Source organism: Janthinobacterium sp. UMAB-56 (genome assembly GCF_900095265.1).
Taxonomy (GTDB): domain Bacteria; phylum Pseudomonadota; class Gammaproteobacteria; order Burkholderiales; family Burkholderiaceae_D; genus Janthinobacterium.
Window position 1 is genome coordinate 180,085 of the sequence record NZ_LT607660.1, and the last position, 14,153, is coordinate 194,237.

General features: G+C 63.4%; 12 protein-coding genes. 6 read left to right on the forward strand and 6 right to left on the reverse strand.

Going from position 1 to position 14,153, the window contains the following annotated elements; all coding sequences use genetic code 11:
- On the reverse strand, positions 1–909 hold the full coding sequence (locus K0F85_RS18425) for an ATP-binding protein (protein WP_219117405.1): 909 nt from the start codon (positions 907–909) through the stop codon (positions 1–3).
- A 429-nt stretch (positions 910–1,338) separates the two neighbouring features.
- On the opposite strand from K0F85_RS18425, the gene K0F85_RS18430 reads away from it, so the two are divergent.
- The 5 genes from K0F85_RS18430 to K0F85_RS18450 all read left to right on the forward strand — a co-directional run bounded on the left by K0F85_RS18430 (position 1,339) and on the right by K0F85_RS18450 (position 7,495).
- Entirely contained in the window at positions 1,339–2,154 is an 816-nt protein-coding gene (locus K0F85_RS18430) for an NF038120 family PEP-CTERM protein (RefSeq protein ID WP_219117406.1), read from the forward strand.
- Between the two features lies 1 nt (position 2,155).
- A complete protein-coding gene (locus K0F85_RS29130; protein WP_219117407.1) occupies positions 2,156–5,320 on the forward strand; it encodes a S8 family serine peptidase in 3,165 nt (1,054 codons plus the stop codon).
- Positions 5,321–5,477: 157 nt separating this feature from the next.
- On the forward strand, positions 5,478–6,095 hold the full coding sequence (locus tag K0F85_RS18440) for an AIM24 family protein (protein ID WP_205704660.1): 618 nt from the start codon (positions 5,478–5,480) through the stop codon (positions 6,093–6,095).
- Between the two features lie 17 nt (positions 6,096–6,112).
- The gene (locus tag K0F85_RS18445; RefSeq protein WP_101483726.1) at positions 6,113–6,754 is read left to right on the forward strand and encodes an AIM24 family protein; all 642 of its coding nucleotides are present in this window, start codon (positions 6,113–6,115) and stop codon (positions 6,752–6,754) included.
- Positions 6,755–6,757: 3 nt separating this feature from the next.
- Positions 6,758–7,495 carry an AIM24 family protein gene (locus tag K0F85_RS18450; RefSeq protein ID WP_219117408.1) on the forward strand — a complete coding sequence of 246 codons (738 nt, stop codon included), beginning with the start codon at positions 6,758–6,760 and terminating at the stop codon, positions 7,493–7,495.
- 6 nt (positions 7,496–7,501) lie between these two features.
- Here the strand turns inward: K0F85_RS18450 and K0F85_RS18455 are convergent, their stop codons facing one another.
- Positions 7,502–8,302, reverse strand: a complete 801-nt coding sequence (locus K0F85_RS18455; protein ID WP_219117409.1) for an enoyl-CoA hydratase — start codon at positions 8,300–8,302, stop codon at positions 7,502–7,504.
- Positions 8,303–8,344: 42 nt separating this feature from the next.
- Positions 8,345–8,974 carry a head GIN domain-containing protein gene (locus tag K0F85_RS18460; RefSeq protein ID WP_219117410.1) on the reverse strand — a complete coding sequence of 210 codons (630 nt, stop codon included), beginning with the start codon at positions 8,972–8,974 and terminating at the stop codon, positions 8,345–8,347.
- Between the two features lie 177 nt (positions 8,975–9,151).
- On the opposite strand from K0F85_RS18460, the gene K0F85_RS18465 reads away from it, so the two are divergent.
- Positions 9,152–9,709, forward strand: a complete 558-nt coding sequence (locus K0F85_RS18465) for a flavin reductase family protein (RefSeq protein WP_219117411.1) — start codon at positions 9,152–9,154, stop codon at positions 9,707–9,709.
- Here K0F85_RS18465 and gdhA read toward each other — a convergent pair.
- From gdhA to yegQ, 3 genes are all read right to left on the reverse strand, one after another.
- A complete protein-coding gene (gene gdhA, locus K0F85_RS18470; protein WP_219117412.1) occupies positions 9,706–11,049 on the reverse strand; it encodes an NADP-specific glutamate dehydrogenase in 1,344 nt (447 codons plus the stop codon). The genes K0F85_RS18465 and gdhA overlap by 4 nt on opposite strands.
- Before the next feature lie 228 nt (positions 11,050–11,277).
- A complete protein-coding gene (locus tag K0F85_RS18475; protein WP_219117413.1) occupies positions 11,278–12,525 on the reverse strand; it encodes a DUF819 domain-containing protein in 1,248 nt (415 codons plus the stop codon).
- A gap of 184 nt (positions 12,526–12,709) precedes the next feature.
- Positions 12,710–14,071 carry a tRNA 5-hydroxyuridine modification protein YegQ gene (yegQ, locus tag K0F85_RS18480; RefSeq protein ID WP_219117414.1) on the reverse strand — a complete coding sequence of 454 codons (1,362 nt, stop codon included), beginning with the start codon at positions 14,069–14,071 and terminating at the stop codon, positions 12,710–12,712.
- Positions 14,072–14,153 lie beyond the last annotated feature (82 nt).

The window sequence follows — 14,153 nt, forward strand, 5'->3', positions numbered from 1 at the left end:
TCATGCCGTGCACCGTGCCGCCAGGGCCACTTCGATGCGCAAGCCCTTGCCCAGCGCGCTGACCCAGCGGATATGGCCGCGCAGGCCGGCCACGCGCTCGCGCATGCCCAGCATGCCGAAGCCGGACGCCTGCTGCCTGTCCTGGCGCAAACCCCGGCCATTGTCTTCGATGGCCAGGTGCAGCAAGCCGTGTGCATCGGCGCGCAATTCCACCGTGGCCTGGTCGGCGCCCGCGTGGCGCGCCACGTTCGTCAAGCCTTCCTGCACCAGGCGGTAGAGAGCGGTGGCGGTGCTGTCGTCGAGGTCGGCGGGGAGGGCGTGCGGCGCGAAATGGCAAGCGATGCCGTGTTGCTGGGCCCAGCTGTCGCACAGCGCCTGCAGGGCCGGCGCCAATCCCAGGCTGTCTAGCACGGGCGGACGCAGCCGGCGCAACATGCTGCCCACCATCGCATGCAGCGCTTCCGCAGAGCGGGCGATGCTGGCGGCGCACGCCTGCACGTTCGCCTGGTCGCCCTCGCGCGCACGCAGGATGTAGCTGGCGGCGGCGCGGATGGCCGTGCAGTCTTGTCCCACTTCATCGTGCAGCTCGCGCGCCAGCGCGCAGCGCTCCTCTTCCTGTGCGCGCAGCAGGCGCTGCGTCAGCATCCGGTTCTGCGCCAGCAGCAGCGCCACCTGGCGCCCGCGCCGCACGGCAAAGCCGGCCAGGGCCAATACCAGCAGCAGCAGGCTCAGGACCAGCTCATCGAGCTGCCAGTGTTCCTGGCGCCAGAGCGCGTGCGTCAGCCGTTCAGCCAGGTCCAGCCTGGCGGCCAGCAGGAAAAAAGCCAGCGCCAGGGCGCCGCAAGCGATGACGCGCCAGGCCGCGCGCGTGCTTGTGCGGCCGCTGCCGGCCAGTTGCTCGTGTTCCATGATGGGGTTCCCTGAGCACAGTCGATTGCCTTGTTGCGCAAGTTTCATGCCATCGGCGCAGGCGAGGCAAGGGTGCCTCTGGCAGGGCGTTGGTGTTCCAGGATGGAACAGGTGTACCGCGATGTGACGCTTGCGCTGACCGTGCGCTGAGGCGCGGTTTTCGAGCTTATCCGAAGTTCTGTCCGCGCGCTGCTGCGCACGCGTGGCCTGCCATCAATTGTTGTTTCAATGTAACGCTGAAATTCCTCAAATTTCCATAGATAAAACAAAACAAAGTTTCGCTGAGTTAGATAAAAAATAAATAAATGATATTAAAAATATGTTATTTGTTTTATGCGATTTGCTATATTTGTTGACACTTTTGTGAAAAAGCTGAAAGCGGGCATCAGACCTGCCGACCTATCTATCCACAACAATCAAGGGAATAGAATGAATCGTTTATCACATGCGCGGGTATCGCCCGCCACCGTCAATGCGCCCGCTACCCGCGGTCGCTCCACCGTCCTTGCCGCGCTGGCCGCCTTGTCCGTGCTGGCCTCGGCGCCGGCCATGGCCGGTGTCCTGAGCTTCGACTCCTTGCCTCCCGATATCTATGAAAGCGGGCAGACGCTCAATACGTCGAGCTACAACCTGCTGTTCCTGGCCGACCCGACCACGGCGGCCGGCGGCGGCGTCAGCGGCGTGGGCGCCATCCTCGATGGCCGCGTGGGCTCGTCATGCGATATCGCCGCCTGCCCGCAGGGCGCCACCGGCAATTACCTGGCCATCCTCAACGATGGCGGTGTGAACTTTTCCCGTGCCGACCACCAGGCATTCACCCTGGCCGGCTTCGACTATTCCTTCATCGCCCCTGTGTCCGGCTTGCCCAATATGCAGTGGGGTGAGTTGCAGCTGAGTGGCACCCTCAGCAATGGCCAGGTGGTCAGCACCTCGCTGGCGTTTCCCGGCCAGGGCAGCGATGGCAATTACTATTTCCAGAGCGCTTCCCTGCTGGGCGGCTTCAGCAATTACGCCTTCACGGGCCTGACCTTCAATGCCTGCATTTTCAATGACACTGGCGCGTGCAGCAATTCCCTCGATTTCCCCGCTTTTAACCAGGGCCAGTTTGCGCTCGACAATATCAATGTCAGTGCGGTGCCGGAACCGTCGACCTACATGCTGATGCTGGCCGGCCTGGGCGCCATCGGCATGCTGTCGCGTCGCCGCGCCGGCAAAGTCGCCACTGCCACTGTGCAAGGAGCGTAAGATGAAACTACGTCCCGTCTCACTCGGCATCCTCTTGCTGGCTGCCAGCTTGGCGCAAGCGGCGCAGGCGCAGGAACGCCGCTCCTACATCGTGCAGCTGGTCGACAAGCCGGCCGCCACCTATACGGGCCAGGTCGACGGCCTGGCTGCCACCAAGCCGGCTCCCGGCGCGCGCATCAATGTGGGCGCCGCCGATGTGCAAGCTTACCTGAGCTACCTCGACAACAAGCAGGCCGCCGTGGCCGGCACCGTCAGCGCGGCCGAAATCACGCACCAGTACAGCGTCGTCTTCAACGGCTTTTCCGCCTTGCTGACGGACGATGAAGTGCGGGCCCTGAAGAAGAACAGCGGCGTGGCCAATATCAGCGCCGACTCCATCTTGCAGCTCGACACCAGCTACACGCCCAGCTTCCTGGGCCTGGACAAGCCGGGCGGCATCTGGGAGCAACTGGGCGGCAAGGCGCATGCGGGCGAAGACATCATCATCGGCATCGTCGACAGCGGCATCTGGCCCGAGAACACGGCCTTTGCCGACCGCCTCGACGAGAACGGCGTGCCCAGCCACAGCGGCAACAATGTCGTGTACGGCGCGCCACCGGCCAACTGGCATGGCACTTGCCAGACGGGCGAGGGCTTTTCCGTCGAGAATTGCAACAATAAGCTGATCGGCGCGCGCTATTACCGCGCCGCCACGTCGGCGCTGCACTGGACGGAATTTCTATCGCCGCGCGATTCCGTCGCCGGACTGACGGGGCACGGCGGCCATGGCACGCACACGGCGTCCACGGCCGGCGGCAACAATGGCGCCATCGCCACTTCGGGCGGCGTGTCGCTGGGCAAGGCTTCGGGCATGGCGCCGCGCGCCCGCATCGCCGCCTATAAAGTCTGCTGGACGGCAGCGTCGACGGGCCGCAATGGTTGCGCCACGGCCGACAGCGTGGCCGCCATCGACCAGGCGGTGAAGGATGGCGTCAACGTCATCAATTTCTCCATCGGCCCGAATGCGGGCGGCGGCGCCTTCGACGAACCGACGGAAGTCGCCTTCCTGGGCGCGGCGGCGGCTGGCGTTTTCGTCGCCACGTCCGGTGGCAATTCCGGCCCTGCCACGCCCGCCCCCGACGTGCCGGCGCCCGTGTCGCACATCAGCCCCTGGCTGGCCACGGTGGCCAATTCCACCCACAACCGCCTGTACGCGGGCAACGTGACTCTCAGCAATGGCACGAAACTGGAAGGCGCGTCGAGCAATGCGAATACGCCGGCGCTGCCGCTGATACGCTCGCGCGACGCGGGCCTGGCCGGCGTATTGCCGACGGACCTCAATTTGCTGCGCTGCTTCGGCGGGGCCGATGCCACCTCGGCCTATCTGGACCCGGCGAAAGTGGCCGGCAAGGTACTCGTGTGCGACCGTGGCGGCAACGTGCTGGTCAACAAGAGCGCGAATGCCAGGACGGCGGGCGCGGCGGGCGTGGTCATCGCCAACGTGGCCGGCGGCGCCAACACCATCATCAACCAGGCGCACGCGCTGTCGACCGTGCACCTGGCGCAGGCACAGGGCGACGCGCTGAAGGCCTTCATGGCGGCGACGCCCGACGGTACGGCGGCACTGGGCGACATCCATACTGTCGCCGACACGACGGTGCAGGCGCCTATCGTCAGCGACCGTTCCTCGCGCGGGCCGAACGTGGCTAACGCGAACATCCTCAAACCCGACCTGTCGGCGCCCGGCACCAACGTGCTCGCTGGCGTGACGGCCGACCTGACGCAGGCGCAGCGCGATGCCGTGGCGGCCGGCGGCGTGGCGCCATCGGCGGAATGGGATTTCTATTCCGGCACCTCGATGGCCAGCCCGCACGTAGCGGGCGTGGCGGCGCTGCTCAAGCAGCAGCATCCTGACTGGTCGCCTGCGGCCATCAAGTCGGCGCTGATGACGACGGCCTTCAGCACGTATTCGGATGGCTTGAACGGTTCCGTGTCGTGGGATGCCACGGCGAAGAACTCGGGCCAGTTGCCGTGGGGCCAGGGCGCCGGCCACATCGCACCGAACGGCGCGGCCGATCCCGGCCTCGTGTATGACATGTCGGAAATCGACTATGCGCGCTTCCTGTGCGGCCTGAACCTGAAGGTCTACAGCGCCGCCACCTGCCAGTCCATCGGCAGCATCGCCGCCTACAACCTGAACCTGGCGTCGCTGACGGCGGCCAATGTGCTGGGCACGCAAGTGCTGACGCGCACGGTGACCAACGTGGGCGCCAGCAGTGCCGTCTACAACGTCTCGGCCAGCCTGCCCGGCTATGCGGTGGTGGTGACGCCAACGAGCCTGAATCTGGCGCCCGGCGCCAAGGCGCAGTACCAGGTCAAGCTGACGCGCACCACGGCGCCGGCCAATACCTGGACCTACGGCGCCTTGAGCTGGACGGATGGCACGCACACGGTGCGCAGCCCGCTGACGGCGCGCGGCACCTCGCTGGCCGCCATTCCTCTGGTCAGCAGTGAAGCGGCCACGGGCAGCAAGGTGCTGACCCTGGGCACGGGCTTCACGGGCGCGCTGGTGGGCATCAAGTCGGGGCTGGTCGAAGCCGTGCGCGAGACGCGCACGATAGGCCAGGCGGCGACGGGTGCCGCCGCATCGGCTGCCTGCAAGGCCGGCGGTGCCACGGGCGTGAACGTGCACAACGTGGTGATACCGGCCGGCACCCTGGCGGCGCGCTTTGCCACCTATGATGCGGAAACGACGGGCGGCGCGAATACCGACATGGACATGGAGGTCTACAATGCCGCCAATGTGCTGGTCGGCAGCAGCGGCAATGAAAGTTCCAATGAGCAAGTGGAACTGCGCCTGCCCGCCGCCGGCACCTACAAGGTGTGCGTGATAGGTTACGCGCCGCAAAATGGCCAGGCCAACTACACCTTGTCGTCGTGGGTGCTGGCGCCGGGCTTGAACAACGGCAACTTCAAGGCGCTCATGCCTGGCACGGCCTATACGGGCGGCACCGCGTCAGTCTCACTGGGCTGGTCCAACCTGGCCGAAGGCAAGCGCCACCTGGGCGCCGTCGGCTACCAGGTGGCTGGCGTGGTGCAGGGCGTGACGGTGGTCGAGGTCAATACCAATGATCCGGTGCCGCTGTTCCAGAATGCGCGCGGCGCCAAGCCGGTGCTGGCTGAATAAGCCGTTTCCTGCGTGAACGCAAGGCGTGCCTCCGGGCACGCTTTTTTTATGGTGCGCCCCCCCGTTCGACAGGAATAGCACTTGCAGGGCGGCAATACCCCGGGTATCTTGTCGAGCAGCCATGGTTTTGTGCCCTGGCATATTTTGGGAGTCGCGCGTGACCAGTTTCCGCACCAATACCGACCGCCTGCTGGAAGTACGCCTGCAGGATGAAAAAGTGCTGGCGATTGCCGGCGCCATGGTCGCCTATACGGGCAGTATCAAATTTGAAAAATCCCTGCTCGGTGGCGAAGGCATCTTCGGCGCGCTCAAGCGCAAGGTGACGAACGAAGGCATGCAGCTGATGCAGGCTTCAGGCAGCGGCACGGTGTTTTTCGCGCAGAATGCGGCCGAGATCACCGTCATGGCGCTGGCCGGCGAAAAGCTGACCATCGAAAGCAGCAGCCTGCTGGCCTACGACACCAGCCTGAAGACGGGCACCAGCTTTGCCGGCCTGCGCGGCGCCAGTTCGGGCCAGGGCCTGTTTTCCACCACCGTCGAAGGCCATGGCAACCTGGCCGTCATTTCGCGCGGCAACCTGATCATGCTGGAAGTGACGCCGGCGCACCCGCTGCGCGTGGACCCTGACGCCTTTGTCGGCTTCAAGGGCGATATTCGCCAGGAATTCGTTTTTGATGTCAACTGGCGCACCATGATAGGCCAGAGCTCGGGCGAGTCGTACCAGCATAAATTCACAGGCCAGGGCGTGGTGTTCATCCAGCCCGCCGAACGTTAAGTTAGCGAGGACCCGCGATGCCTGTCTATCAGCAAATCAATGAAAAGATGCTTGAGGTCAAACTCGGCAATGAAGAAGTGTTCGCTCGCAAGGGCGCCATGGTGTCGTACCAGGGCGATGTGGCGTTCAGCCGCTCCTTCCTGGCGGGCCAGGGCGTGCAAAGCCTGGCCATGCGCGCCGTCACGAATGAGGGTTATGCCCTGATGTCGGCGCGCGGCACGGGCAGCGTGTTTTATGCGCAGGGCGGCTTGTTCGTCAGCATCGTGCCCGTGCGCGGCGAAACTTTCTATGTGGAAAGCGACTCCCTGCTGGCCTTCGATGCGCGCCTGACGGCCGGCACCATGTTTCTGGGCAACCAGGGCGGCGTGCAGGGCGTGGTGCGCGGCATGGCCTCGGGCCAGGGCTTGTTTACCACCACCTTGCAAGGCACGGGCGAAGTGGCGATTTTGTCGGATGGCAATGCCATCGGCTTGCCCGTCACGCCGGACGTGCCCGTGTTCGTCGACCCGCAAGCGTATATCGGCCATACGGGGCAGCTGAGCTCGACCATCGTCACGGACCTGAACTGGAAAACCTTTGTCGGCCAGGCTTCCGGCGAATCCTACCAGGTAAAGTTTACGGGCCAGGGCACGGTCTACATTCAAGCGAGCGAAAGGTAAGCCATGACGATTTACAATCCCGATACCTTGCCGAAGAACGATAATCTGAACCGCTTTTCGTATGTCATCGATGTCAAGGAACAGATCTTCATTCGCAAGGGCAAGATGATCGCCTTCTATGGCGAGCTGCGCTTCGAAGCCATGGGCAGCAGCGTGCTGGACTTGATCGTGCGCAATGCCTTCAATGCACCGAAGTACGTGCATCACTTTGTCGTGGCCCATGGTCAGGGCCAGCTGATCCTGGGCGACAACGGCAACGACCTGGCGTGCTACGACCTGGACAACGCCAACATGACCATACGCGCGAAAAACCTGCTGGGTTTTACCAAGGATGTGATTTGCCAGGAATCGACCTTGCCCGGTTATCTGACCATGATAGGCACCGGTAAAGTGATCGCCTCGTCGAACGGCCCCGTGCATTTCCTCGAGTTGCCGTGCCGCGTAGACGAGCAGGCCGTGCTGGGCTGGGCAGATTGCCCCAGCCCTTCCTACCATTATGATTATGCCCACGTGCAGGGCTGGGCCTCGGCCGCCGGCGCGCTGACGGGCTTCAGTTTATCTGGCGAGGAAAAGCAGATCGACTTCACGGGCGCCGGCACGGTGCTGGTGCAGTCGTCCGAGCTGGACGTGACAGGCAGCTCCGCCCTGATGCAGATGCTGGCGCAATTGCCGCTGCTGGGCAAGGAAGACCTCGGTACCTTGAGTCTTTCCGTGCTGCAGCAGATGAAGCAAGAGCGTTAAACTATCTTACGGCCGCGCCAGCCAATTGGGCGGCCGTTTCTCCAGGAAGGCGCTCACGCCTTCATCCGCATCCTCTTCCATCATATTGCGCGCCATCACCTCGCCCGCATACGCATACGCCTCGTCCAACGGCAGCTGGCGCTGCCGGTAGAACATCTGCTTGCCGTAGCGGATGGCTGTCGGGCTTTTCGCCATGATCTGCTGTGCCAGGCGCGCCACGGCTTCGTCGAGCGCCGTGTCGGCCACCGTTTCATTGACCAGGCCCCAGTCGACAGCCGTGTCGGCGTCGATGAAGCGGCCCGTCACCAGCATGTCGAAGGCCCGCTTGGGCGACACATTACGCGACAAGGCGACCGATGGCGTGGCACAGAACAGGCCCACGTTGATGCCCGACACGGCAAAGCGCGCGGACGCGCCCGCTACTGCCAGGTCGCAGCTGGCCACCAGCTGGCAGCCGGCCGCCGTGGCGATGCCGTGCACGCGGGCAATCACGGGCACGGGCAAGGCCTGGATGGCTTGCATCACGCGCGAGCATTGCGCGAACAGGGTTTGATAATACGCAAGCTGGCGCGTCGCCTGCATCTGGCGCAAATCGTGGCCCGCGCAAAAGGCCTTGCCTTCGGCGGCCAGCACCACGCAGCGCACGTGCGGCTGCTGCGCGATGGCATCGAACGCCTCTTGCAGCGCCGCCAGCATGGCGACCGACAGGGCATTGAATTGCAGGGGACGGTTCAAACGCAGGGTGACGAGGCCACCTTCATTCTCGCGCAGCACAAGCGGTGCGTCGGTGTCGTGTGTTGCTGTCATGCGGTCTCCACTGGCCTGATGGCCTTGTTGTTTTAGAAAATCTTATTTGGCGGCATTCACGCTGCCGATACCGGCGACCGACTTGTGCACGATCTTCGGCTTGCCGTAATAGGTCAGTTCGCCCATGCCGCGCACCACGGCGTTCAGTTCGCCCGAGGAATACACCTTGACGGAGCCGATGCCTTCGAAATTGACGTCAACGTTTTTCGCCAGCAAGGCTTTCGTGTCGACTTCGCCCACGCCTTGCGCCTTCAGGCGCAGCCAGTCGATCTGGCCATCGGCGGCCAGGCGGCCCGCACCCTTGTAGCTGATGTCGACTCTTGGACCATTGAGCTTGGTCAAGATCTTCTCGCCCGCGCCTTCCGCGATCAGCTTGCGCAAGGTGGGCATGGTGATGATGATGCGCGGGTCGCCCTCCGTTTTCTTGATGTCTTTATCCTTCATGGAAATTTTCAGCTCGCCATCGACCACTTCCGTGATCACGCCGCTGAGGAATTTCTGGTCCCCGCGCAGCAACAGGCTTTGCTCCTTGCCCGATTCGACTTCGATGCTGATGGGGCCGCGGATGTCGATGGCGTTGAAGGCGCCGACCGTGCGCGTCTGCTCGTCGGCATGCGCGAGGCTGGAGAGGCAGGCAAGGGACAGGATGGACAACAGGAACAGAGGACGCATGGCGGTTTCCTTGAGTAGTTGATCTTGTATTCTAGGGCGCAAGTTCGCCGAGAGGGAGAAAATTGCGCTGAACGGCACAAATCGCGGCGCGGATGGCACGCTGCCGCCATGGGCCAGCCGCGCGCCCGGCCAGGCGCCGTTGGGCTATGCTATGGCGTACCGCGTCCTGGAGATCAGATGAAAAATTACCACAAAGAAGATTATCCCGTCGCCGATATCCGTCGCTTCCTCGAACCGGGGCCGGTGGTGCTGGTCAGTTCTACCTGGAAGGGCGAGAGCGATGTCATGACCATGGCCTGGCATATGCCGATGGCATTGTCGCCCGCGTTGCTAGGCTGCTTCATTTCCGAGGCAAACCACAGCTATGAAATGATCAAGCGCAGCATGGAATGCGTGATCAACCTGCCCACGGCCGACATGGTCGACCAGGTGGTCGCCATCGGCAATTGCAGTGGCGAAGACACGGACAAGTTCACGGCCTTCGGCCTGAAGCCGCAGCCGGCCGAGCTGGTGGGCGCGCCCCTGATCGCCGAGTGCTACGCCAACTTCGAATGCAAGCTGGCCCAGGTGGCGGGCAATCCCAAGGGCGGCTTCTTCATTTTCGAGTGCGTGAAGGCCCACGTGGCCACCTCGCCCAAGCTGCCCGAAACCCTGCACTACCGCGGCAACGGCGAGTTCATGGTGTCGGGCCGCACGATTAGCCGCAAGAGCCTGATGAAGCCGGAGATGCTTTAAATGACGCCTTGTGCCAGCATCGCGTCGGCCACTTTCACGAAGCCGGCGATATTGGCGCCATCGACATAGCTGACGGTGCCATCGGCGCGCGTGCCGTACTGCTTGCATGCGGCATGGATGCCTTGCATGATCTGCAGCAAACGCGCGTCGACTTCTTCGCGCGGCCATGCCATGCGGGCCGCGTTCTGGCTCATTTCCAGGCCAGACGTGGCCACGCCGCCGGCATTGCTGGCCTTGCCCGGTGCATACAGCACGCCGGCCGCCTCGAAGGCCTTGGCTGCCTCGATGGTGGTGGGCATGTTGGCGCCTTCGGCCACGCACTGCACGCCATTGGCGATGAGAAGGCGCGCATCGTCGATATGCAGTTCATTTTGCGTGGCGCAGGGCAGGGCGATGTCGACCGGCACATGCCATGGCGACACGCCCGCCTCGAAGCGCACGCCCGTGCGTTCTGCGTAGTCGCTGACCCTGCCATACAGATGGTTCTTGATTTCCATCAAGATGGCCAGTTTTTCCGGCGTAAAACCGTCTTCGTCGATGACGGTGCCGCTCGAATCGGAGACGGTGATGACTTTCGCACCCATGGCCATGGCCTTTTCCACCGCATATTGCGCCACGTTGCCCGAGCCGGAAACGGACACGCGCATGCCTTCGAATGAGCGGCCCCGCGTCTTTAGCATTTCCTGCGCAAAATATACGGTGCCGTAGCCCGTCGCTTCCGGGCGCATCAGCGAGCCGCCGAAGCTGGCGCCCTTGCCCGTGAACACGCAATCGGCGCGGTTGCTGAGTTTTTTCATCATGCCGGCCATATAACCGACTTCACGCCCGCCCACGCCGATGTCGCCGGCCGGTACGTCCGTGTCCGAACCCACATGGCGGAACAGCTCGCTCACGAAGGCCTGGCAGAAACGCATCACTTCGCCCGGGCTCTTGCCCTTCGGATCGAAGTCGGCGCCGCCCTTGCCGCCGCCCATCGGCAAGGTCGTCAGTGCATTCTTGAACGTTTGCTCGAAGGCGAGGAATTTCAGCACCGATAAGGTGACGGAAGGGTGGAAGCGGATGCCGCCCTTGTACGGCCCGATGGCCATGCTGTGCTGGATGCGGTAGCCGCGATTGACTTGCACCTGCCCATGGTCATCGACCCATGACACGCGGAACATCACCACGCGTTCCGGCTCGATCAAGCGTTCCAGCAAGCCTTGTTCCGCGTATTTCGGGTGCTGCTCCAGGAATGGCCACAAGCTCTCCATGACTTCGGTGACGGCTTGCAGAAACTCGGGCTGACCTGGATTGCGTGCGGCGACATGCTGGACATACTCGTGAGCAGATGCGTATTTCATCAGAATTCCATGGAGGTAATCGGTTATTTGGGCAACTATCATCGCAGATTTTGCACGAAAATGGTGCGGAAATTTGGTTTTGAGGGCTTTCTGCTACATTGTGGGGCTTTTTTAGGCCGCTTTGGCCGATGTGAGGGGAACTGGTGTGGCTGGAAAAACAGGCCGGTGAGCAGCCCATGAACGACAACGCCAGCCCGCAGGCTGGCGTTGTCGTTATTGCCGGGTGGATCAGCCCGCCATGCTGCGCAATAGCAATCCCGTGATGTAGGCGCCGTAGGTGCCCAGCGCATAGCCAAGCACGGCCAGCAGCACGCCGACGGGGGCCAGGGCCGGGTGGAAGGCGCTGGCGATCACGGGGGCGGAGGCGGCGCCGCCGATATTGGCTTGCGAGCCCACGGCCATGAAGAACAGGGGCGCGCGGATCAGCTTGGCGACGAGCAGCATCAGGCCGCCATGCACGGCCATCCAGATCAGGCCAAGCAGGAAGAGGAAGGGCTTGTCGAGCAGGGCTTTCAAGTCCATGTGCATGCCGATGGTGGCCACCAGCACGTACAGCATGGCCGAGCCGATGGTCGAGGCGCCCGCGCCTTCCAGGCTGCGCGCCCGGGTAAAGCTGAGCAGCAGGCCGAAGGTGGTGGCGAGGACGACGATCCAGAAGAAGCTCGACGTCAGGCTGTAATCCTGCAGGCACCATGCGGCGGGCAGGGTGTTGATCCCGCTGATGATGGGGCCGGCCAGGAAGTGCGACAGGCCCGTCACGCCCAGGCCCACGCCGAGGATGACCATGATATCGGTCAGGCTGGCGACGCGCGCATGCTGGGCGCGGTAGCTTTCCATGCCATCCTTGAGTGCATTGATGGCGGATAAATCCGCACCGGTCCAGCGGTCGAAGGCGCCTGCGCGGCCGGCCAGGAACAGCAGCACGGCCGTCCAGACGTTGGCCACCAGCACATCGACGGCGACGAACTGGCCAAACAGGGTGGCGTTCACTTCAAACACTTCCTTCATGGCCGCCTGGTTGGCGCCGCCGCCTATCCACGAACCGGCCACGGTGGTCATGCCGCGCCAGGTGTCGCCCGCCACCGTTTCCGGGTGGACCAGGCGCAGCGCTTCGAACGAGACGAGGGCGCCCAGCATGACGCCCAAGGTGCCGGTGAGAAACATGATGATGGCCTTGGGGCCGAGGCGGAGGATGCCGCCGAAATCGATGGCCACGCACAGCAGGACCAGCGCGCTGGGCAGCAGATAGTCGCGCGCCACGGCGTACAGGCCGGACGCATTGCCGTCGATGATGCCAAACGTGTTGAGCAGCGCCGGGATCAGGTAGCACATCAGCAGCGACGGAATATACGTGTAGAACTTTTTCCAGAAGCCATCCGGGCGGGAGGCGGTCCAGAAGACGGCCCCCAGGGTCATGGCGAGCAGGCCGAGGACGACGGCGTCATTGGTGATCAGGGCGGTAGTGGCAGGTGGCATCGGGGATTCCGGTGAACGTGTCAGGAACGCACGGGAGTCCGATAACGGCCCCGTGCGCAGGGTGGCCGTATCGTATAGCAATGTTGAGGCTTAAACAAATTGTTTAAGCGAGCGGCTGCTGATTTTTACTTGTCAAATCAAACACTTGGAAACTGCTACGCCAGCCGGCGCGGCAGACTGGCGGTTACAAATAGCGCGCCAGCAAGGCCCTGTCCAGTGTGCCGTCGAGTTCGATGCGCACGAAATGGCCACTGCCGGGCGCCACCTGGATCTCCTTGCCGTCATCGCTGAGCATGCGCGCGATCGTGAAATCGCGGTTGCCGCCCGGATGCACGGCCTCGATGCGGTCGCCCACGGCGAAGCGGTTTTTCACTTCCACCCTGGCCCAGCCGTCCGTCACGCCCAGCACGTCGCCCACGTACTGGCTGCGGTCTGCCTCGGAGGCGCCGCGCATATAGTTCTGGTGCGCCTGCGTGTGGTGGCGCTGGTAGAAGCCGTCCGTATAGCCGCGGTTGGCCAGCCCTTGCAACTGGCCCAGCAGACCGATATCGAAGGGGCGGCCCGCAACGGCATCATCGATGGCCTGGCGGTAGACTTGCGCCGTGCGCGCCGCGTAGTACAGCGACTTGGTGCGGCCCTCGACCTTCAGCGAATCGACGCCGATCTTGACCAGGCGTTCGATATGTTCGACGGCGCGCAAGTCCTTCGAATTCATGATGTAGGTGCCGTGCTCGTCTTCGAGTATCGGCATCAGCTGGCCCGGGCGCTGCGCTTCTTCGATGAAATAGGGCTGGTCGGCCAGCGGGTGGCGCGGTTGCTGATGCAGTGCGGAAAATGCATTGTTGTCGGCCTCGGCCAGCGCCTGGTGAAATTCCAGCGGCACTACCTGCATGCCGCCCAGGTCGCCGCTGGCATCTTCCGCGGCATTTTTCACCTTGTAATCCCAGCGGCAGGAATTCGTGCAGGTGCCCTGGTTCGGGTCGCGGTGGTTGAAATAGCCGGACAGCAGGCAGCGGCCCGAATAGGCGATGCACAGGGCGCCGTGGACGAATACTTCCAGTTCCATTTCCGGGCAGCGCTGGCGGATTTCCTCGATCTCGTCGAGCGACAGTTCGCGCGACAAAATCACGCGTGTCAGACCCATGCGGTGCCAGAACTTCACGTCGGCCCAGTTGACGGCATTCGCCTGCACGGACAGGTGCACGGGGACGTCGGGCCACTTGTCGCGCACCATCATGATCAGGCCGGGGTCAGCCATGATCAGGGCATCGGGGCGCATGGCGATCACCGGTTCCATGTCGCGCAAATAGGTCTTCAGTTTGGCGTTATGGGCGAAGATGTTGCTGGCGACAAAGAATTGCTTGCCGCGCGCATGCGCGCCAGCGATGCCTTCCTGCAAGGCTTGCAAGGTCGAAAAATCGTTATTGCGCACGCGCAAGCTGTAGCGCGGCTGGCCCGCGTAGACGGCGTCGGCGCCATAGTCGAAGGCGGCATGCATCTTGGCCAGGGAGCCGGCAGGCAGGAGGAGTTCGGGAGCGTGGCGCATGGAAGGTGGGCAAAGCCGGCAATTCTATGCGGACAGGCGCGGTAGCGCCTTGCCTTGGGTCAAGGGATTTGCATTCGCTGCC